Consider the following 19,964-nt stretch of genomic DNA (forward strand, 5'->3'; position numbering starts at 1 on the left):
AGACCCTCCCCTTGCCTACTTTCCCACAATCCCATGCGACGGGAAACCGCTCTAATAGCGCAGCTTCGTCTCGCTGTGCTGAAGCCGCGGCGGCTCGGCAAAATATTCGCCAACATTGCCGCGCCATGCTGCAAATGCGGGCGAATTTCGGAAAATTTCCATATGATGGGCCAGCGTCTCCCATTGTATCAACAGCACGAAGACCAGCGGGTCTTCGATCTGATGATGAAGCTCAAGTCCGATAAATCCCGGAGCATTCTTGAACAGCTCCTCCGACGCCTTGACCCCTTTCATGAAATCGTCGGCGGTTCCCGGTTTGACCTTGAATTCCACTATCTCGGTAATCATCCGTTCTCCTTTCATGACGACTAAGCCGCTTCCCTTCTTACCTCGGGGTGGAAGACGTCGGGTCTTCATTCCAACTCGAAATTCCGCCCGAAATCCTCCGGCGGTTCCCCGCCCCAAAGAGTGAATCTGTCGTCCCGGCCATAGTCCTTCGGCTGCCAGTCGCAATCCGCAGGAATATAGTCCATGTCGGCGGAATATTCGCTATGGCTGCCCCAAGGATCGGTGGCGTAGTAGAAATAATTCGATCCCACTACATGCCTGCCCAAACCCCAACCTTTGTGATATCCGCTTTCCTGCATCTGTTCCGCGCCAAGGCCGACGTCGTTGATCGATCCGACGTCCCAGCTACAATGGTGAAAACCGGGACCGCCCGATTTCACGAAGGCGAACATATGATGCTCGCTGCCATGTGGACCATGCAGAAAAGCGCAAAAATCGCCTGAGCGGTCGGAAAGCCGCATGCCGAGCACTTTGGTGTAGAAATCGATCTTTTCTCCGACATCTGTCGTGTAGATCGCGACATGACTAAGGCGTCGCGGCCTGACACACGCGACATCTTTGCGTGACGGACAGGCGGCCACGCCTGCCCGGCCCGACATATCCGCCATACCGAAAACCGCCTTTTCCGTGGGGGATGATCGGGGTCTGACAGCGACTTCCACCCTATTGCCGTCTTCATCATGAAACCAGACGCCATCGTTTTCGCTCCCGGACGGCGGTGCGATAAGCGGAATGTTCAGCTGTTTGAGCCGGTCCCGAAATCGGTCCAGATCATCCTCATATATTCCAAACGACAAATGATCAAATTTCTTCCGTTTGCCTTCGCGCAACACACCCCAGCGATGCAAGCTGTCAAAGGTGTAAAGGCCCATGGCATCACCTTCCGCGCGAACCTCCAGTCCAAAAGCCGAATAAAATGCCGCCGCCTCGGCAAGATCTGGCACCGTGAAGGCAAAATGGTCCATGGAATGGACGCCGAGATAGTTGAACCGCCGCGCTTCCATCTGGGTGGACGATTTCTCAGTCATGGACCTATCTTCACCTCTCATCTAGTATATCTATCCTTCAATCCCCACCCGTTCGTATTTTTTGATTGACGGGATCGATCGCATTTGACCCGATTTGCTGATCTTCAAAATGAATCTCGTCTCCATAAATCACGGAGCCATAAGGGTAAGATGACGATTTGCGATTGGCGATACCCGAAATTCATCCTTCCGGTTATCTATGAAATCTGGAATTGTTTCGGCCACCCGTCAGCGGGCGCCTGACACGTCGATGGGCGGGGAGAGTTTTATCACCATAAAGCCCACCACCGATCCCCAGTGGCCGACATGATCACCAGCCGGTGGACAAAATGATAAATGGCGTAAGCCCTGACCGCTAGATTGCCGCGGTCCCGGCTGACCATGATGATGCTCTGAATGATGAAGTGGACGGCCGCATCGAATCGCGAAATATCATTGGACCGCGAACAGATCTTTCGCAGCTTCTCTCAGATGGCTCTTCGAGAGCGATTTGGCAAGATCCGCGTCGCGGCCCATGATCGCTTGAACCACAGCATGATGGTCAGCATGGTATCGGTGCCGCTGAGCAATGGTTAACTTCCGGCGCTTCAATTCCTTCCACGCAGGTTCGATGCGCGCGTTATTGATCTCATGATAGATGTCCGCAAGCAGTCGATTTTTTGTGCTCAGCACGATCTGCATGTGGAGGAGCGCATCGATTTCTTCGAACGTTTCCAGTTCTTGCGCCAAATCCGCCTCGGCGAGATAGCGTTCCATGAGGTTGAGGTCTTCCCGCGTCGCCCGCACGGCGGCCATGGCGGCGGCAGTGGGCTCGATCATGGAACGCACCTCCATGATCTCTACCGGGCTGGCGCGGCGAATGAAGTCCGTCAGCAACGATCGGCGTTCCGGTCGCAGGGGGCCCTCGCCTTCCTCCATCGCGAGATCCGAAGAGACATAGGAGCCGCGCCCGACGTGGCGAGTGATCTTCCCTTCCAACTCCAATATCTTGAGGCCCCGTCGCAAGGTGTTGCGCGACGCCCCCAATGTCTCGGCCAGTTCGCGCTCCGTCGGCAGACGGTCGCCAGGCAACCAGACGCGATCCCGGATATTCCGCTCGATCAGATCGATGATCGCCTGATCCGCGCTGCTCTTGCGCGCCAGGTGTGTCGGTCGGTGCATGCCATATCTCCAGATCGGCCGCTTGACAGCAGGCCGATCCAGCCCTTACCAAATTGGATCAATAATGCAAGAATTGGATCTACATTGGATCAGGAAACCGTCTCGTGCTGAAGATGCCCGCACCCGATGCGCTGGTGCTCGGCCGCCGGGAGGAGATCGTCGCAGCCCTGCGCGCCATCGTGCCCGGCGAGGGCGTGATTGCCCAGGCCGCGGCACTACGTCCCTATGAGAGCGACGGCCTGACCGCTTATCGCCAGCCGCCGATGGTCGTCGTCCTGCCCGAAACGGTGGCGCAGGTTTCAGCCATCCTTAGCTGGTGCCATGCGCAGGGGGTGAAGGTGGTGCCCCGCGGCGCGGGCACATCGCTGTCCGGCGGCGCGCTGCCGCTGGCGGACGCGGTGCTGATGGGTATGGGCAAGTTCAACCGCGTGGTGGAGGTCGATTATAACAACCGCCTGGCCATCGTGCAGCCGGGCGTTACCAATCTCGCCATTACGCGCGCGGTCGAAGAGCGCGGCTTTTACTACGCGCCCGATCCGTCGAGCCAGATCGCCTGCACCATCGGCGGCAATGTCGCGGAGAATTCCGGCGGGGTCCATTGCTTGAAATACGGCCTGACCACCAACAACGTGCTGGGCATAGAGATGGTGACGATGGCGGGCGAAGTACTGCGCTTGGGCGGCCGGCATCTGGACCCCGCCGGGTTGGACCTGCTGGGCGTGATGGTCGGGTCCGAGGGACTGCTGGGCATCGTCACCGAAGTCACTGTCCGCATCCTGCCGCGCTCGGAGACGGCGCGCGCCATGCTGGTCGGCTTTCCCTCCGTCGAGAGCGCGGGCCAGTGCGTCGCCGACATCATCGCTGAAGGGATCATTCCCGCCGGCATGGAGATGATGGACCGCCCCGCCATCCATGCCGCCGAAGCCTTTGTGAAAGTCGGCTACCCGCTCGACGTGGAAGCGTTGCTGATCGTCGAGCTGGACGGTCCCGCCGCAGAATGCGACCATCTGATCGAGGAGATCGCACGGATTTCCGGCCTAAACGGCGCGATGACCTCCCGCATCTCCACCAGTGAGGAGGAACGCGCAGCCTTCTGGGCTGGGCGCAAGGCCGCCTTCCCCGCGGTGGGCCGCCTCTCGCCCGACTATTATTGCATGGACGGCACCATCCCCCGCCGCCGCCTGCCCGAAGTGCTGCGACGCATGGCGGAACTGTCGGAGCAGCATGGGCTGGGCGTCGCCAATGTCTTTCACGCGGGCGACGGCAATCTCCACCCGCTGATCCTCTATGACGCCAACAAACCGGGCGAACTGGAACGGGCGGAAGAGTTCGGCAACGACATCCTCCGCCTCTGCGTGGAGGTGGGGGGCGTGCTGACCGGCGAACATGGCGTGGGAGTCGAGAAGCGCGACCTGATGCCGGAGATGTTCAGCCAGACCGACCTCGACCATCAGCAGCGCATCAAATGCGCCTTCGACCCCGAACTGCTGCTCAATCCGGGCAAGGTGTTCCCGACCCTGCACCGCTGCGCGGAACTGGGCCGGATGCACGTCCACCGGGGCGAAGTCCCCTTCCCCGAACTGCCGCGGTTCTGACCATGCACCATCAACCCACGAGCGCGGACGACCTTGCCGCGATCATAACCGACGCCGCCGCGCGGGGCGCACGCTGCGAGATACGCGGCGGCGGCAGCAAGGCCGGCATGGGCGCGCCGCGCGATGCGGAGGTCATCGACATGCGCGGCTTTACCGGCGTGGTCGATTATGATCCGCCCGAACTGGTGTTGACTGTCCGTGCGGGCACGCCCCTCGCCGAGGTGCAGCGGCTGATCGCGGGAGAAGGGCAGATGCTGGCCTTCGAACCCTTTGACCATGGCCCGTTGCTGGGCGGGGAGCTGGGACAGGCGACGATCGGCGGCGTGGTGGCCGCCGGTGTCGCCGGGCCGCAACGCCTGACCATGGGCGGCGCGCGCGACCATCTTCTCGGCGTCACCGCCGTCTCTGGCCGGGGCGAGCGGTTCGTGGCGGGGGCAAAGGTGGTGAAGAACGTCACCGGATACGACCTGCCCAAACTGATGGCGAACAATTGGGGCCGTCTGGCGGCAATGACCGAACTGACGCTGAAAGTCCTTCCCCGCCCGCGCGCGACCAGTACCATGGTCCTGGAGGGCCTCGACCATATCGCCGCCGTCCGCGCCATGGCCTGCGCCATGGGCAGCCATGCGGAGATCGGCGCGGCGGCGCACCTTCCCGGCGCGGAGGGGCGGCGTGCGCTGACGCTGCTGAGGGTTCAGGGCTTCGCGCCTTCTGTCACCGCGCGCTGCGCGATCTTACCCGACCTGCTGCGCGATCATGGCGCGGCGCGGTTGCTGCCGGAGGAGAAGGCCGCAGCGTTGTGGGATGCCGTGCGCGATGTAACGCCGCTGGCCGACGCGCCGACATTGTGGCGGATCAGCTTGCCACCCTTCTCCACGCCCGCGCTGCTCGACCGTTTCGCGCTACTCGGCGCGCGCTGGCTGTTGGACTGGGCAGGCGGGCTGGTCTGGCTCGCCCATGACGGCGATGCGACCGAGATACGAAGCGCCGCCGCGATGGCGGGGGGCCACGCCATGCTCATCCGCGCACCGGAGCCGATCCGTGCCGCTATTCCCATGCAGCACCCCCGCCAGAGCGGCGTCGCCGCGCTGGAGGCGCGGGTGCGCCGCTCCTTCGATCCCGCCGGTGTCTTTGAGACCGGACGCTTTCTGGACATGCCCCATGCGGACTGACTTCTCGCTTGAGCAACTGGCCGACCCCGCCACCGCGACCGCAGAGGCCGTGATCCGCAAATGCGTCCATTGCGGCTTCTGCACCGCGACCTGCCCGACCTACGTGCTATTGGGCGACGAGTTGGATAGCCCTCGCGGCCGTATCTACCTGATGCAGAACATGCTGGAGCAGGAAGCGACGCCGACACCCGATGTCGTCAAGCATATCGACCGCTGCCTGTCCTGCCTGTCCTGCATGACGACCTGCCCGTCCGGCGTGAACTACATGCACCTCGTCGATCATGCCCGCGCTTATATTCAGGAGCGTTACCGGCGACCATTGCGGGAACGGCTGATGCGCGGCCTGCTTGCCGCCGTGCTGCCCAATCCCGGACGCTTCCGTTTCGCTCTCGCCCTCGCCCGGCTGGCGCGGCCCATGACGCCGCTACTGGACCGGATCGGGGCGCTGAAGCCGATGGCCGCCATGCTGGCGCTGGCCCCGCGCAGAACCGCCCCTGCCCCCTCCCGCACGCCCTCTGCACCACCGTCGCCAAGGGGCCGAGTCGCCCTGCTGCAAGGCTGCGCCGAGCCGATATTGAAACCCGAAATCCGCGCCGCCACCGTTCGCGTCCTCAACCGCGCAGGCTATGCCGTGACCTTCGTGGCCGGTGAGCAATGCTGCGGCGCGCTCGTCCACCATATGGGCCGGGAAGAGGCCGCGTTGGAGGCCGCCCGCAACAATGTCGACGCCTGGACGCGGGAAATGGAAGGCGACGGACTCGACGCGATCCTCATCACCGCCTCTGGCTGCGGCACGACGATCAAGGATTATGGCCACATGCTGCGCCTCGACCCCGCCTATGCGGAAAAGGCGGCGCGCATATCCGCCATCGCCAGCGACATCAGCGAGTTTCTCGACGCGGTCGACCTGCCCGTCGGCGACGGGCGGGGGCTGTCCGTCGCCTATCACGCCGCCTGTTCGCTTCAGCATGGTCAGAAAGTCACCCAAGCGCCCCAGCGGCTCCTCACGCGCGCGGGTTATGCGGTGCGCACGCCGCAAGAGGCGCATCTATGTTGCGGATCGGCAGGGACGTACAACATCCTCCAGCCCGTCATCGCCGGACAGCTAGGGGATCGCAAAGTCGCCAATCTCGCCCGCCTGAAGGCGGATGTGATCGCCACGGGCAATATCGGCTGCGCAATGCAGATCGGGGTGAGATCTTCCACGCCCGTCGTGCACAGCATCGAACTCATCGACTGGGCGACGGGAGGTCCAGCTCCCCGCGCCCTCGCTTCCCTCATTCCCCCAGCCGGAGGTCGACTCCATGGCGCGCCTCGCTGATGCGATCGGCAAGGCAGCAGGCGCGCTCGCCCCTTGACCTCTGGAGCCGCAAGATCGCCGACATGGCGGCGGAGCATCGAGCAACTGGAGATCGCTTTCGACGCATGGCATTAGGCGTGGGTCGCAGGGATCGGCCGACGGAGGCCTATCGCGTCAGCCCATGCGCATCGCGGACAGCCGCCACGGCGAGGTGGTAGAGCTGCTCGGAGTCCTCCGCGCTGCCGATCAGCTTGCGAAGCTCAAGGCTCACCACACCGTGCATCGCCGCCCACAGCAGATAGCTGATCCTGCTGGCTTCTCCGGCCCGGTCCGGGACAAGACAGAGCCTGACCGTGTCGCGCAGCGTGGCGAAACTGGTCCATGCCTGGCGCCGGCTTTCGATCGGCGCCTCCCAGGCCCGGCCGAGATCGCCGAACATGACATTGTAGAGCGCGGCTTCGCTCAGCGCGAAGGCGCGATAGGCGCTGATCAGCTTGTCCAGCCGAAGAAACGGATCCTGAACTTCCCCATGCGCCTGGAAAGCGCCAGTCAGGCCGGCGAAGCTGTGGAGATAAAGGGCGTTGAACAACCCGTCCTTGCCGCCGAAATGGGTGTAGATCATCTTCGTCGATGCGTTGACCGTTTCGGCTACGCGCCGAACGGTCAACGCCGATGGCCCCTCCTCGCTCAACACCACCGCGGCGGCGGCCAACAAGGAAGCGCGGGCGTCCGTCTCCATGGCCGCACGCGCGGCCCGGACATCACCCAGACGCCTGACTTCCGGAGCAGAGCTCATGCCAGGGCGGGTTCCATATCGGCCGCGCCTATCAACCCACCCAGGCGCTGCCGGATCAGCACTTCAGCATCCGCCATGATCCGGCCGATCAACTCCGCACAACTCGGAATATCGTGGATCAGACCGACAGCCATGCCGCAGCTCCAGGCACCAGCGTCCATATCACCATCGACCATCACCTTGGGATAGACGCCCGCGACGAGATCGTGAATGTCGTCGATCGTCAGGCTGTCGCCCTTCTCGCGCTCGATCTCGATAAGCTTGGCCACGTTCGAATTGTTCAACACCCGCTCGGTATTGCGCAAGGACCGCATGATCAGCCGCGTGTCGGTCTCGGTCGCTTCCAGCAGGGCTTTCTTGACATTTGCGTGGACCGGAGCCTCCTGCGTCGCCAGGAAACGGGTGCCCATGTTGATGCCGTCCGCGCCCAGCGCCAGCGCTGCGACCAGGCTGCGCGCGTCGGCCATGCCACCGGACGCCAGAAACGGAATGCTTAGCCGATCGGCCGCGCTGGGCAGCAGGATCATGTTCGGGATGTCATCCTCACCGGGATGGCCACCGCATTCGAAACCGTCGACGCTCACGGCGTCGCACCCGATCGATTCAGCCTTCAGCGCGTGCCGCACCGACGTACATTTGTGGATGACTGTTATACCTGCCGATTTAAGGGCGGGCATATAGGCTTCCGGGCTTCGGCCGGCCGTTTCTACGATCCGCACGCCGCCTTCCGCGATCGCCTGAATATATTCGGGGTAGGGCGGCTTGCTGAAGGTCGGCAGGAAGGTCAGGTTCACGCAGAACGGCTTGTCAGTCATATCGCGACAGCGCGCGATTTCACGGGCCAGCAACTCCGGCGTTCGTTGGGTGAGGCCGGTGATCGTGCCCAGGCCGCCCGCATTGGAGACGGCTGCGGCGAGTTCGGCCAATCCGACGAAATGCATGCCGCCCTGCATGATTGGCTGCTCGATACCGAAAAGCTTGGTTATTCGCGTCTGCACGATGCTCTCCCTGATGACTCGGAAACGTTGTTACCATCGAATACATTGTTTCTTATTCCATTGCAACCCGACCAAATGGCATCAAGGCGCTCGTTCATCGTTGGGCATGTGGCGATCAGGGTCAGGGTGGTTTTTTCGCGCTTTCCGGCAAGTTCAAGAGAACTGCGTCTCAAAAACTCGCGGTCAGATTGAACGAGGTGTACCGGGTCCAGCGATCGACGGGAGCATTGGGCGCATCGCGCAGGAAACGACCCTTGGCGAGCAACAGGCCGTCAAATTCGAAGCGAAGCCGGGCGGGCAGGATCCAGTAGCGAACACGCGCTTCAACCTGATGTCCGGCGAAACGTCCTGAACTTCCACTGGCATCACGGACCCCTGTGGACGAGAAGCTGTCCTCGCGGGCCGCCAGCCACATCGGGCGATAGACCGCGAACCAGTCGATCCGCTTGCCGGGCGTGGCTTCGATCCGAAGGCCGGGCGTCACGATGTTGGCACGGGCCAGCGCATTGTAGAGGCCAGCGGGCGCAAGGTCGGCGCGCCGCATGCCGAAAAGCGTATCGAAACGACCGTAGCGCCTGCCGGATCCGTCGCCGCTGGCATAGTCGAATTCCACCGACAACCGCGGCTTCCACGCTCCCGGAAAGCTGTAACCCACGTCGGCATGGACGAAACCGGCGGACACCGACTGGGTGGAGGCTGTCGCTGCGAGCGACGTGCTGCCCCTGCCTGTCTGGTAGAACGCCTCTACCTCAAAATCAAAGGCGCCGCTGCGTGGATCAGCTATCAGTCGGCCACCGAATATATCGAGTGAGCGGTCGCGCGTCGGCCGGTTCGGTCGATCGCGTTCGCCAAGATGAAAATAGCTCATTTCCGCCATGGCGGTCCCGATTGCCTTGGCCCTGCTGACCTGCCCACCCCAAAGCACGAGGTCGAAGCTCTCCCGATCAAGACGAACCCGTGCATCCCGCACGTCCGCAGGATCATCAGGCAGCCGGACTTGGGGGAGCATGTAGATGAATGTCGCCTTCCACCCCTTGCCGACAGCGGTATCGGCGCGAAGGCCGGTATAGCCGTTAGTGGTGTTGCGATAGTCATCCGCGGCGACCAGTCTGCGCGAGCCAAGGTTCAGCGTCATTCGTCCCGCGGTCAGCGTCAGCTTCGACCCAGAACCAAGCGCGTCGTCGAAATCGGCCGCCACATAGGCCTGCACCGGCTCCAGCGCATTCACCTCGTTTGTGGAGACGGGCGTGCCGGGGCGATCGCCCCATACCCGGCTGTCGAAAATCTCGACGCCGATGCGAAGATCCTGGCGCCGATATTCTGCAAGAATGTTGGTCCGCAGATCGACGAGGTCGTCGCTGCTGTTGAAACCCGCGCGGGCCTGGCCAGTGATCGCCTCATATCGCAGGCGGGTAGATCCATGAATTGCGAATGCCCCATCCTCTGCGTTCGCCGGGGACGGGAGGATGAATGCGATGAGGGAGACATTGACGAAACGAACAGGCATGCGGCGTCCTTCACAGAAATGGACGCGAATTTGGGCGTGAGGCCTGAAGGGGAATCGCGGTCCCCGGCCACCTTCAAAGCCAAAAACACTGGTCGGGGTCAAGGCAATATATCCTTGCCGGGTGGATATCCCGAAATATGTTGGTCTGACCGTAGCTGGCGCAAGATTGCCGCGCCCGCGTCCGTCATCGCGCAGAATTTCTCCTCCACAAGGTAAGGTTGCGTGTTGTTCGTTCATGAGGGCTGCGAATCCGGAACGATCGGGCAACTGCCCATGGGGTGTGCTGCGGCTTGAGGCAGCCGGCCTGACCGACCCGGCGCCTTCCTTGAGCGGGAAATCGTTCTTGTCCAATCCTGCCCTCCCCTGTCGCAGGAATGAAAGAAAAGGCTTCTAGTCGCATCGCCTCCCCGCAAAGCCCATGCGGATACGATCATACGGGAAATGCGGGTGATGCAGAAACTGGCAGAAGGCCGCATGATAGCCTATGCTTCGGGTAATTTCGGCAAGGCGCTGGTGTTCGGCGGCGCGGACATCACGATGCTCTTCCTGCTGACCGACGTGTTGGGCCTGGGCGGCACAATGGCGGGATGGCTGATGTTGGCGGCGCTGTGCGGCGACCTCGTCTTCGATCTCGTGGCGGCCCGGCTGGTTATCCGCCTGCGGCATGCGGGCAAGGGCTATCGCTGGATGGTAGCAATCGCGGCGACACCCTGCGCACTGGCCTTCGCCCTTCTCTATGCGATACCGGCGTTCGGCGCGCGGCAACTGTGGGTGCTGGCGGCCGCGCTGCTGGTGTTTCGCGGCGCCTATGCGGTCGTCGACGTGCCCCATAATGCGCTGATGGCGCAGGTCACCAGCGACAGCCGCGCGCGCGGCCGCGTGTCCGGTTATCGATTGTTCTTCAGCACGGCCAGCGCACTGGTCGTCGCGACCCTGTTGACGCCGCTGGTGCAGCGGGCCGGCAGCGATCAGGCATTCGACCGGTTGGCGCTGACCGGCGTGGCGGCGGGGGGCCTCTTTGCCGTGACCATGATCCTGTGCGCCTGGACCTCCGGCAGCGGCGCGTCCCGGCAAGCGCGGCAAACCGCAGGCCAGGATGGCATCCGTGTGCCCCTGCGCGATCCCATGGTGATCGGCATGGGCCTGCTCGCCTTGCTGACAGGCTTTGCGGCGCCCGCCTTCGGCCGAATGCTGCTCTATACGGGCCGCTATATCGTCGATCGTCCCGACCTCGTCCCGACATTGCTGATGGCGCTGACGGTCGGACAATTTACCGGCGTCATCCTGTGGACCGCATTGACCGGTCGGTTCAGCAAGAGCGTGCTGCTGGCCATGGGTCATGGCGTGAGCGCGAGCGGCCTCGCCGCCTTCCCCTTCTGTCTGCCCTGGCCCATTGCACTGATTGCCTGCGCAGCAATTATCGGCTTCGGTCTCGCCAGCGTCTTCATGCTGCCATGGGGGCTACTGGCCGATGCCGTCGACGTCGTGGAATGGCGGCATGGCCGGCGGTTTGAGACGGGGCTGTTCGCCTATTATCTTGCCATCGTAAAGGCGAGCGGAGCCGCTTCGACGAGCCTCATCGGCTGGACGCTGGGCTGGCTCGGCTATGTTCCCGGCCAGCCGCAGGCGATCCCGGTCCAGGCAGGCATGATCGGCCTGGGCATCGGCATTCCGCTGCTCGGTAGCCTGGTCGCGATACTGCTGATGCGGCGCTTCGACCTCGGCCACGCACGGCATGGCCGCCTGCTTGTCCTGCTGGATCGGCGCTGTCAGTCGGGCGCCGACCCGGTCTCAGGATTGAAGCGAGGATTGGTGAAATCGAGCGGTGCCGGCGTGACCTCTGCCGGCGGCTGGGCGCTCTCCGCCCAGGCGCGGCAGAGCATGTCGCGCAGCATGGACGCGCCGGCCGCCGTCCGCTCATAAACCATCGCGCGCACATCCTTGTCGGCGAAGTCGGCAAAGCCATTGCGCTTTTCCAGCATATAGAGCGCCGCAACCTTATCCCCTGCCTCGTCCAGATAGGCGAGGACAGCCTCGAACATATCCCCGCCGCGATGGCCGGGCGCGCCGATGCGCGGCGCGATGTCGCCTACGGTCAGCTTCATGCCGTCGACGAACCGGCTTTCGAACCGGCCATGCACGCTGCGGTCGGTGGTGAAGCCCTTGGGATTGTCGCCCCTCCAGCCGTCCGAATGGATCGAGTCATGCATGGGTTGCGCACCGTCGCCGATATAATGGCCGAGGCGAATGGTATCGAAGGCGCAATGCTGTTCGGGGATGGACGCATCCCCGCCCTCGGCCTGCGCCTTGCGGACATGGCGCATGCACACCACCAGCCGGTCGTAGGCTTCGATCGCGGCATAGGGCAGAGTGCCGGTCCAGCGGACATTGGTGCGCGCGGCGGTCGCGGGATCGCTCTCCCGGATCGCCTCATGGCGCTTGTAGAGCGCGATCACGAACTCATAGCGCGATCGCGGAATCGGTTTCAGGAAAGTGAACTGCTCGCGGAACCAGCCATGATTGGGGTCTTCCTCGATCTTCGAGAAATTCTCCGAATCCCCCCGCCAACTGTCGGGCAGGGAGGCGGATGCCGCGATATAATCGACATGCTTGCGCAGGAAAATCGGGCCATCGTCCGGTATGGCCTCGATCGCGGCGCGGTCGATCACGCCATGTGCGGTGCCGCCCCAGGCGTGCGCAACCGTGGGGGCCATGGCAAGAAGGGCGGCAAGGGCAAGGAAACGCATAAGGCAGCTCCGTATCAGGGGTCCAGCGGATCGCGCGGATCGATCCGTGCGGAGAGTCGGCTGGGGCGAAATGCCAGTTCCGTGGGCGAAAGGCGGCGGCCGATCCGGCCGGGCTGATAGCCCAGTTCATCGGCATTACGCTTGGTGAACTGCACGCTTTCGATCATCGCGCTCTGCTGCGGATTGCAGACGATCAGCGCGTCGTCGTCCAGCGGCGCGCCCATCGCCATCAGCAGCCGCGACGCGTTGCGCAGGTTCGTCGTGGTGTGCCGGGCATAGGGCTCGATCAGGATCGCATCGGGGGGCACGCCATAACGCTCGATCAGCGCCTTACGCATCTCCTCCGCCTCGGCAAAGCGAGTCGCGCGCGGATGGGCGCGGCCGCCGGTGACGATGATGAAGGGAATGTCACCCTGTGCGAAGCGATTGGCCGCCAGGCGCAGATGATATTTACCATAGGGGCTGAGCGGCATTCCGTCGATTTCCGGGCCGACGCCGGTCAGGATCATCGCGCTGAAGCGATAGCGGCGCCAGTCGAGCGTCTTCGCCCGCGCCATGGCGGACGCATTGGCGCCCCCCATCAGCGGCTCATAGCCGATCGCATCGGTACGGTCGCTGACATCCAGCAGCGCCAGCGCATAGTCGATGCTGGGGTCAAGCGTCTGGGCGGACAAGTCCCGCGACGTGCGCGACAGCCAGTCGGCGGCCTGAAGCCGCGCCTCCCGCTCCTGCGGGTCGATCATGCCCGCGCCGTCAATCCGCGGGTAGGCAGGGACTTGCCCCAGCCCATAGGTCCGCACGATGGCGTTGACGCCTTCGATTTCCCGTCGGATCTGTGCGGATGCGCCGTCATCGGCGGCCGAAAGGTCGGTCAGCGCCGCAACGGCCCGGCCCATCGTTGCGACCTCCGCCGCCGTCCAGATCATCGCCTGCGCTGCGCAGCCCAGATCGGGTTCGCAGGCGGCGCGCCGGTCCTGCCGGGCGCGGAGCAGGGTGGAAACGCCCGCCCCGCCCTTGAGCCGTTCCAGTGCCGCCGGGTCGTGCCCTACCGCGTCGAGGAGCGGGAAGAGGCGCTGCGATAGTGCCTCCGTCACCGTGTCGCGGGCTGCCCCGGCGCAAGCCGGGGCAGGAGCGAACGCAACCGCCGCCGCAGTCAGCAGGCTTGCCATGCTCCGCCGCATCACCAGCTCTTGCTGATGACGAAGCGGACGTTGCGACCGAAGATCGGGCGACCGTAAATCGCCTCCGAACTGCCCTGCCCGCTCAGCGAGTCCGTGCGGGTGTTGCCTTCGGTCAGGCCGTGGGCGTTGAACAGGTTGTCGCCCACGATCTGCATCTGCCAACTGCCCCGGCGCGCCGTGATGCCCGCGCCGACCGTACCATAGGCGGGCAGCGCGGTATTGTTGTAGAGGTCGACGAAGCGCTTCCCCATATAGGTGTAGCGGCCGTAGATGGAGATATCCGTGTCGTTCGTCCGGAAATCGAAGCTGGGACGGATATTGCCGTAGACCTTGGGCTGGCGCACGATCTGGTTACCCTCCGCCTTTTCCGGATCGGCGCCGGTGGAGCTCTGGAAATTCTTATATTTGGGATCGCTGATGGTCAGCGCGCCGTTCAGCGAGAACCAGTCGGTCAGCGCCAGCTTGCCGTCGAACTCCACGCCCTTGACCTGCGCTTCGCCGATGAAGGGCACGTTGACGTCGTTGCGGCCCGTGGTCGGATCATAGGCAAGGAAGCTGGCGTTCAGCGGATCGAAATTGGTGTAGAAACCGGTGACATAGAGGTAGGAGCGGCCGAAGGCGAGCTTGAGGCCTGCTTCGAACTGATCGGCCTTGGTCGTGATGATGGTCGGGTTGATGCTCATCACCGTCTGGACGTTGGGCGGCGTTTCCAGATGCGAGGCGCGGCCATAGACGCCGACATGGCTGGAAAAGTCGTAATTGGCGCCGACCGTCCAGTTGGTGACGTTGGGCTTCCGCTTCTGATTGATGATGACCCCGGTGAAGGCCCGGGTGCTGTCGTCTGCCAGCGTGCTGGTGTCGCCCAGATTGGCGGCCTCGGTCAGTGCCGCCCAACCCTTGTAGCTGTAGCGTTCGTGACGAATACCCGCGTCGATGCGCAGACCCGGCACGATTTCCCAGGTGTCGTTGGCATAAAGCGCGAACATCTTCGCATCGCTGTCGCCCTGGTTGAGCGTTGCGGCGTAGTTGAGCACGCCATTGTCGGTCACCCGGCCGATCTCCGTGCCCGCCGCATTATAGGCGACCAGATCGAGCGTGCGCGGCTTGCCGGCGACTTCGATCAGGTAATTCTGGTAGAGGGTGCGGCTGTCCTCGCCATAAAGGCTGGCATAGACGCCGAGCTTCAGGTCATGGCTGCCGATGCCGGTCTCGAACTTGCGGGCGACCGACAGGTTGGCTTGGCCCGAATAGAATTTGGAGTGGATGTCGCGATACTGGCCCTGCATGACCAGACCCGATGCCGCATAGGGATCATAGACGGTGTTGGTGCCGGCGAGCGTGTAACCGAAACGGCTCACGACGCCGAAGGCGGCGGTAGCGCGGGCGAGATAGCCAGCCGCGAAGCCGTTGCCGTCAGCGGGGTTGGTGGTCGAATAGAAGGCGGTGAAATCGAGCTTGCCCTGTGTGTAGCCAGCCTTGCCCGACACCAGCCAGCCGCCGAACTCGCCATCATATTGGACACCGAAATTGACCATCTGCATATGGCGGCCATCGGACAGGTCGCTGGTGCGACTCTGTATCCGGCCCGTGCCGTCGCGATACAGGAGGTTGACGTTGCGCAGCGCCGGCGAGTTCATCGTGCCGTCGAAATAGTCGATATATTGGTCCAGCGAGACGCTGGGATTGCGCGGATCGCTGGTGGGGATCGGCAGATAGAAGACGTTGTGGTCGTTCACATAGTTCAGGTTGAACTTGATCGATCCATTGTCGAAATCATGCTTGATGTTGGCACGGATCTGGCCACCCTTGTCATTGGGAAAGCCATTGTCGCGATAGCCGTCATGCTGGCGGATGAAGCCGCCGATCGCATAATAGGTGCCCTTGCCCAGCGGCCCGGCCTGATAGGCATCGAGGCGGTAGAGGCCGGTGTCGCCCAGCGTCAGTTGCGCCTTGCCGCGTGGCGTGTCGCTGCCGGTGACGGTAATGGCATTGATGATCGCGCCCGAATAGCTGGCATAGACCGGCGCCGGGCCGCCGCGCACGACCTCGACATGGTCGGTCATCAGATCCTGTTTCAGGATCGCGTCGCCGCGGAAGAAGACACCGTCATTCTCGTGGAACAGCGGCAGGCCGTCCTGCTGGAAGCTGACGAAGCCGCCATCATTGGGCAGGCCGCGGATACGGTAGATATTCTGCACCTCGCCGCCGGTGATTTCGGTCTGAAAACCGGGCAGCTGGCCGATCAGATCGGCGAAGTTCACCGGCGCGATCTTCTCCACATCCTCGGGCGAGATGGTGTTGATCGCATAGGAGACATCGAAACGGCGCTGGGCGCGGGTCGAGCCGGTGACGATGATATCGCTCGGCCCGCTGCCGGCGTCGGCCACTTTTTCGGCAGGCGCCATATCCTGCGCAAAGCCAGGCGAGAAGGAACAGAGCGCCGCAAGCGCGGTGCCGGTGGCAAGGACGGTCTTGAACATCGGGAGCCCCTTTTTGAGTGGTCGGGGGCTCCCATGACGTTGCCATATGACATTTTTAATTATTGTTGTGAAAATAAATAAAGCCGCATAACGGGTCGTCGATTTTCCTTCCGGGGCCGGTTCAGCCATGCAGTTTCCCAATTTGGACAAGGATCAGCGGCGCATTGTCCACCGGCTCCGCAAGTCCGGGCCCCTGTCACGGTCTGCGCTGGCCACCGAACTGGAAATCAGCGGCGCCGCGCTGACCCGCCTGTCGCGCGACCTGCTTGGCCTGGGCCTGATCGAGGAAGTGCCGGGGGCCGAAGCGCAGGGGCGCGGGCGGCCCGCCATTCCGCTGCGCCTGGCTGCGCATGGCGGCTATGCAGTGGGTGCGACGGCGCATAAGGGATTTCTAGAAATCTGCCTCGTCGACTTCACCGGCGCCACGATCGCAACCCACCATCAGGCGGTCGAGCCGATCGATCCCCACGCTTTCGCGCAGAAGGTGCGGCGCATCACCCATGAGCTGGTGGATCGGCACGGCCTGCTCGGTCGGCGGATGCTGGGCCTTGGCGTGGCCGTACCGGGCCCGTCGCTGTCGCCGGCGGGCGATCGGTGGAGCGTCGTCGATGTCCTGCCCAACTGGCGTGATGCGCCGCTCCGCGACATAATCTTCGCCGAAATGGGATGGCCGCTCTGGATCGAGAATGACGCCAACGCGGCCGCCATCGCGGAATATTATCTGGGCAATCTGCTCAAGGATTTCACCACCATCGTCGTGCTTCTGCTGGGCTTCGGCATCGGCTCGGGGGTCATTGTCGACGGCCGGCTGGTGCGCGGACAATATGGCGTCGCCGGGGAAATTGGCTGCCTGTTTCCAGGGCACCTCCCACGCCCCAGCCCGCTGGACCTGTTGTCGATGCTCCGCAGCGCCGGTTGCGAGCTCCGCTCGGTTGCCGACATCGACTTCGCCGCAGCAAATCAGGCGCCCACGATCGAAGCCTGGCTCGACCGCGCTGCCGTGCAATTGCAGACGATATGCAATACGGCTTTTGCCTGGCTCGATCCCGGCGCCATCGTGCTGGCTGGCACCTTGCCTCCGGCTATCCTCGAACGGCTCGCCGATCGCCTTCATCGCGCCGAGCTGGTGACAACGGTGCATGACCGCCGGCCGCCGGTACAGATTTCCCATCTCCATGGCTCGCCAATCACCCTGGGCGCGGCCCTTTTGCCCATTCACGCCTTGTCTGCGGATGTATGAACAATCTGCGCCTGATATGATCTACAATGGCCCCGGCCTTATAGACCGTCGAACAGGACAAGATATTTGTCGCCTGTCTTCTTCTGCATCAGGCCTTCCAGCACAACCGGGTCCAGCAGGTCGGTCAGGTGGATTTGCCGAGAGAAATGCGTGGCAAATGTGGAATCATATTCTCTCGAAATGCGTGACAGCAGGCGTGTCCTGACATCCTCGCCCGCGCGCTTCAGGAAATGGGTGATCAGAAATGAGCCAACCGACCAGGCATAGCCATAGTTGCGGTCAAGGCCGGTCTGGGTGAGGTCAAGCGAGCCGTATATGTAAACCTGCTTGGGCACATCACTGCCGTAAAGGCTGTAGGATGGACTGAAACGAAGTTCGGACGCTTCCATCGCCTGGAGGAGGATGTTCGTCATCCGTCCTCCCCCTATCGCATCGAAAGCGATGGTGGCTCTGGTCTTGGCGACCGCAGCGCGAAGTTGTGCGTTGAAATCCAGTGCGCTGCTGTCGATGACATAGCGGGCGCCAAGGGCGTTCAGCACGGCAACCTGTTGCTCTCCGCGCACGATATTCACAAGGTCGATGTCATCGGACTTGCAGATCTTGATCAGCATTTGCCCCAGACTTGAGGCCGCGGCGGTATGGACAAGCGCGCCATGGCCCTCCATCCGCATCGTCTCCACCATCGCCAGCGCCGTGAGCGGGTTGACAAACAGGGATGCCCTCATCGGCGCAGGCACGCCCGCTGGAACGATCAGGCATTCCTTGGCAGCGATGGTCCGGTAGCATGCAAACATTGCTCCGCCGAAAATGGCGACCTGGCGGCCCAGCATATGGGCGGCATCCGGTGCGGCCTCAACTACCGTACCCGTTCCTTCATTGCCGACGCGCAGCGGAAGGCCGATGCGGCCTTCGAAAGGGCGGGTCTTCCTGTTCAGCAATTCCGCTGACAGGCGCTTCTGCTTCCCGCCCCCCGTACTGCTTGCGGTGGCAAGATCCGCCGAAGCGAGCAGCAACCCCATGTCGGATGGATTGACCGGAGCGGCCTCCATGCGCACGCGCACCTCACCCGGCGCGAGGGCTGGCAGCGGCTCCTCTGCCAGCCGCAGTTCCAGTGTGCCGTCGGCGTTGATCGTCGAGCGCAGGGTCAGATTGGTGTTTTCGGGGCTCATGCTCCCTCCCTCCCATGATGTGCCAGGTGTCAGACGACCTCGAAAAGGCCTGCGGCTCCCATGCCGCCCCCCACGCACATGGTGATGACGACATAATGCGCGCCTCGGCGTTTCCCCTCGATCAGCGCGTGGCCAACCATGCGGGCGCCTGACATGCCGTAAGGATGACCGATCGAAATGGCGCCGCCGTTGACATTGAGACGTTCATCCGGAATGCCAAGCTGGTCGCGGCAGTAGAGAAGCTGGACTGCAAAGGCCTCATTGAGTTCCCACAGTCCGATATCCTCCATTTTCAGACCGAACCGATCCAGCAATTTGGGGACGGCGAAAACCGGCCCGATGCCCATCTCGTCGGGCTTCGTCCCCGCCACCGCCATGCCGACATAGCGCCCCAGCGGTTCGAGACCGCGCCGCTCCGCCAACGTCGCGTCCATGACAACGACCGCCGCCGCTCCATCCGAAAGCTGGCTGGCATTGCCTGCGGTGATGACGCCCCCGTCGACCACCGGCCGCAGGGAGGACAGCCCCTCTGCCGTCGTTTCGGGACGGTTTCCTTCATCTCGGTCGATTCGCACGATTCGGCACGAAGTTTGACCGCTCGCCTTGTCCAGCACCGTCATTTCGGTCTCGACCGCTATGATCTCACGATCGAACCGGCCCTCGCGCTGCGCTTGCGCTGTTCGTTGCTGAGATTGGAGCGCGTAGGCATCCTGCGCGTCACGGGAAATCTTGTACCGCCGCGCCACGGTCTCGGCGGTGTGGAGCATAGGCATGTACATATCCGGCACCATGGCTTCCAGCTCCGGGTCGGCCGTGATCCGCAAGGCGTCGGTCTGCACCAGCGAGATGGATTCGACGCCGCCCGCGACCACTATGTCCATGCGGTCGACGATGACCTGCTTGGCCGCCGTAGCGATGGCCATCAATCCGGACGCGCATTGCCGGTCGATCGACATGCCCGCAACGCTCGCCGGGAGCCCGGCGCGCAACGCGGCGGTCCTGCCGATCGTCGCCTGATGCCCTTGCTGAAGCGCGGCTCCCAGGACAAGGTCGTCGACCTCGGCCGGGTCGATCCCGGCCCGCGCCACGGCCCCGCGGATGGCGTGAGCGGCCAGGGTGGGGGCCGGCGTGGCGTTGAAGCTTCCTTTATAAGCCCGGCCAATGGGGGTCCGGGCCGCCGATACGATCACGGCGTCACGCATGATGCATTCCTTGTGAAGTTGGAAATTTCTGCTCGATGGA

The 19,964-nt window shown here is 63.2% G+C and carries 15 protein-coding genes and 1 pseudogene; 5 read left to right on the forward strand and 11 right to left on the reverse strand.

What is annotated here, in order from left to right; translation table 11 throughout:
- Nucleotides 1–51: 51 nt before the first annotated feature.
- From YP76_RS14455 to YP76_RS14465, 3 genes are all read right to left on the reverse strand, one after another.
- Nucleotides 52–417 carry an antibiotic biosynthesis monooxygenase family protein gene (locus tag YP76_RS14455; RefSeq protein ID WP_084733180.1) on the reverse strand — a complete coding sequence of 122 codons (366 nt, stop codon included), beginning with the start codon at nt 415–417 and terminating at the stop codon, nt 52–54.
- A complete protein-coding gene (locus YP76_RS14460; protein ID WP_232307560.1) occupies nt 414–1,397 on the reverse strand; it encodes a VOC family protein in 984 nt (327 codons plus the stop codon). The genes YP76_RS14455 and YP76_RS14460 overlap by 4 nt, the downstream gene beginning before the upstream one ends.
- A 411-nt stretch (nt 1,398–1,808) precedes the next feature.
- Complete coding sequence (locus YP76_RS14465; RefSeq protein ID WP_046764305.1) at nt 1,809–2,537, reverse strand: FadR/GntR family transcriptional regulator; 729 nt, start codon at nt 2,535–2,537, stop codon at nt 1,809–1,811.
- A gap of 113 nt (nt 2,538–2,650) precedes the next feature.
- Here YP76_RS14465 and YP76_RS14470 point away from each other — a divergent pair, with 113 nt between their 5' ends.
- From YP76_RS14470 to glcF, 3 genes are read left to right on the forward strand one after another with little or no spacing between them, the layout of a single operon-like run.
- Nucleotides 2,651–4,132, forward strand: coding sequence for an FAD-linked oxidase C-terminal domain-containing protein (locus YP76_RS14470; protein WP_046764419.1), 1,482 nt, complete (start codon nt 2,651–2,653; stop codon nt 4,130–4,132).
- 2 nt (nt 4,133–4,134) lie between these two features.
- On the forward strand, nt 4,135–5,304 hold the full coding sequence (gene glcE, locus YP76_RS14475) for a glycolate oxidase subunit GlcE (RefSeq protein WP_046764306.1): 1,170 nt from the start codon (nt 4,135–4,137) through the stop codon (nt 5,302–5,304).
- Entirely contained in the window at nt 5,294–6,625 is a 1,332-nt protein-coding gene (gene glcF, locus YP76_RS14480) for a glycolate oxidase subunit GlcF (RefSeq protein ID WP_046764307.1), read from the forward strand. Before glcE ends, glcF begins: the two co-directional genes overlap by 11 nt.
- A 145-nt stretch (nt 6,626–6,770) precedes the next feature.
- Here the strand turns inward: glcF and YP76_RS14485 are convergent, their stop codons facing one another.
- From YP76_RS14485 to YP76_RS14495, 3 genes are all read right to left on the reverse strand, one after another.
- On the reverse strand, nt 6,771–7,400 hold the full coding sequence (locus YP76_RS14485) for a TetR/AcrR family transcriptional regulator (RefSeq protein ID WP_046764308.1): 630 nt from the start codon (nt 7,398–7,400) through the stop codon (nt 6,771–6,773).
- The gene (locus tag YP76_RS14490) at nt 7,397–8,398 is read right to left on the reverse strand and encodes an NAD(P)H-dependent flavin oxidoreductase (RefSeq protein ID WP_046764309.1); all 1,002 of its coding nucleotides are present in this window, start codon (nt 8,396–8,398) and stop codon (nt 7,397–7,399) included. The genes YP76_RS14485 and YP76_RS14490 overlap by 4 nt, the downstream gene beginning before the upstream one ends.
- 169 nt (nt 8,399–8,567) lie before the next feature.
- Entirely contained in the window at nt 8,568–9,905 is a 1,338-nt protein-coding gene (locus YP76_RS14495; protein ID WP_198147500.1) for an alginate export family protein, read from the reverse strand.
- 474 nt (nt 9,906–10,379) lie between these two features.
- On the opposite strand from YP76_RS14495, the pseudogene YP76_RS14500 reads away from it, so the two are divergent.
- Nucleotides 10,380–11,615, forward strand: a pseudogene (locus tag YP76_RS14500) (MFS transporter); the annotation flags it as partial.
- Nucleotides 11,616–11,674: 59 nt separating this feature from the next.
- Here YP76_RS14500 and YP76_RS29265 read toward each other — a convergent pair.
- The 3 genes from YP76_RS29265 to YP76_RS14515 are packed head-to-tail and all read right to left on the reverse strand — an operon-like array spanning nt 11,675 to nt 16,313.
- On the reverse strand, nt 11,675–12,652 hold the full coding sequence (locus tag YP76_RS29265) for a phospholipase C/P1 nuclease family protein (protein WP_408640441.1): 978 nt from the start codon (nt 12,650–12,652) through the stop codon (nt 11,675–11,677).
- Between the two features lie 14 nt (nt 12,653–12,666).
- On the reverse strand, nt 12,667–13,821 hold the full coding sequence (locus YP76_RS14510; RefSeq protein ID WP_046764422.1) for a YdcF family protein: 1,155 nt from the start codon (nt 13,819–13,821) through the stop codon (nt 12,667–12,669).
- Between the two features lie 11 nt (nt 13,822–13,832).
- Nucleotides 13,833–16,313, reverse strand: coding sequence for a TonB-dependent receptor (locus YP76_RS14515; protein ID WP_046764311.1), 2,481 nt, complete (start codon nt 16,311–16,313; stop codon nt 13,833–13,835).
- A 127-nt stretch (nt 16,314–16,440) separates the two neighbouring features.
- On the opposite strand from YP76_RS14515, the gene YP76_RS14520 reads away from it, so the two are divergent.
- A complete protein-coding gene (locus YP76_RS14520) occupies nt 16,441–17,553 on the forward strand; it encodes an ROK family transcriptional regulator (RefSeq protein ID WP_046764312.1) in 1,113 nt (370 codons plus the stop codon).
- 38 nt (nt 17,554–17,591) lie between these two features.
- Here the strand turns inward: YP76_RS14520 and YP76_RS14525 are convergent, their stop codons facing one another.
- Together YP76_RS14525 and YP76_RS14530 are read right to left on the reverse strand one after the other, a co-directional pair.
- Nucleotides 17,592–18,722, reverse strand: a complete 1,131-nt coding sequence (locus tag YP76_RS14525) for an MDR/zinc-dependent alcohol dehydrogenase-like family protein (RefSeq protein ID WP_046764313.1) — start codon at nt 18,720–18,722, stop codon at nt 17,592–17,594.
- A gap of 29 nt (nt 18,723–18,751) precedes the next feature.
- On the reverse strand, nt 18,752–19,924 hold the full coding sequence (locus tag YP76_RS14530) for an acetyl-CoA C-acyltransferase (protein ID WP_046764314.1): 1,173 nt from the start codon (nt 19,922–19,924) through the stop codon (nt 18,752–18,754).
- Nucleotides 19,925–19,964: the final 40 nt, after the last annotated feature.

The organism is Sphingobium chungbukense, assembly GCF_001005725.1.
Taxonomy (GTDB): domain Bacteria; phylum Pseudomonadota; class Alphaproteobacteria; order Sphingomonadales; family Sphingomonadaceae; genus Sphingobium; species Sphingobium chungbukense.

Excerpts from the sequence above, each read along its gene's own strand:
- YP76_RS14485 (WP_046764308.1), bottom strand. The coding sequence starts at position 7,400 with ATGAGCTCTGCTCCGGAAGTCAGGCGTCTGGGTGATGTCCGGGCCGCG.
- YP76_RS14520 (WP_046764312.1), top strand. The coding sequence starts at position 16,441 with ATGCAGTTTCCCAATTTGGACAAGGATCAGCGGCGCATTGTCCACCGG.
- YP76_RS14460 (WP_232307560.1), bottom strand. The coding sequence starts at position 1,397 with ATGAGAGGTGAAGATAGGTCCATGACTGAGAAATCGTCCACCCAGATG.
- YP76_RS14465 (WP_046764305.1), bottom strand. The coding sequence starts at position 2,537 with ATGCACCGACCGACACACCTGGCGCGCAAGAGCAGCGCGGATCAGGCG.
- YP76_RS14470 (WP_046764419.1), top strand. The coding sequence starts at position 2,651 with ATGCCCGCACCCGATGCGCTGGTGCTCGGCCGCCGGGAGGAGATCGTC.
- YP76_RS14455 (WP_084733180.1), bottom strand. The coding sequence starts at position 417 with ATGAAGACCCGACGTCTTCCACCCCGAGGTAAGAAGGGAAGCGGCTTA.
- YP76_RS29265 (WP_408640441.1), bottom strand. The coding sequence starts at position 12,652 with ATGCGTTTCCTTGCCCTTGCCGCCCTTCTTGCCATGGCCCCCACGGTT.
- YP76_RS14510 (WP_046764422.1), bottom strand. The coding sequence starts at position 13,821 with ATGGCAAGCCTGCTGACTGCGGCGGCGGTTGCGTTCGCTCCTGCCCCG.
- YP76_RS14495 (WP_198147500.1), bottom strand. The coding sequence starts at position 9,905 with ATGCCTGTTCGTTTCGTCAATGTCTCCCTCATCGCATTCATCCTCCCG.
- YP76_RS14515 (WP_046764311.1), bottom strand. The coding sequence starts at position 16,313 with ATGTTCAAGACCGTCCTTGCCACCGGCACCGCGCTTGCGGCGCTCTGT.
- glcF (WP_046764307.1), top strand. The coding sequence starts at position 5,294 with ATGCGGACTGACTTCTCGCTTGAGCAACTGGCCGACCCCGCCACCGCG.
- YP76_RS14525 (WP_046764313.1), bottom strand. The coding sequence starts at position 18,722 with ATGAGCCCCGAAAACACCAATCTGACCCTGCGCTCGACGATCAACGCC.
- YP76_RS14530 (WP_046764314.1), bottom strand. The coding sequence starts at position 19,924 with ATGCGTGACGCCGTGATCGTATCGGCGGCCCGGACCCCCATTGGCCGG.
- glcE (WP_046764306.1), top strand. The coding sequence starts at position 4,135 with ATGCACCATCAACCCACGAGCGCGGACGACCTTGCCGCGATCATAACC.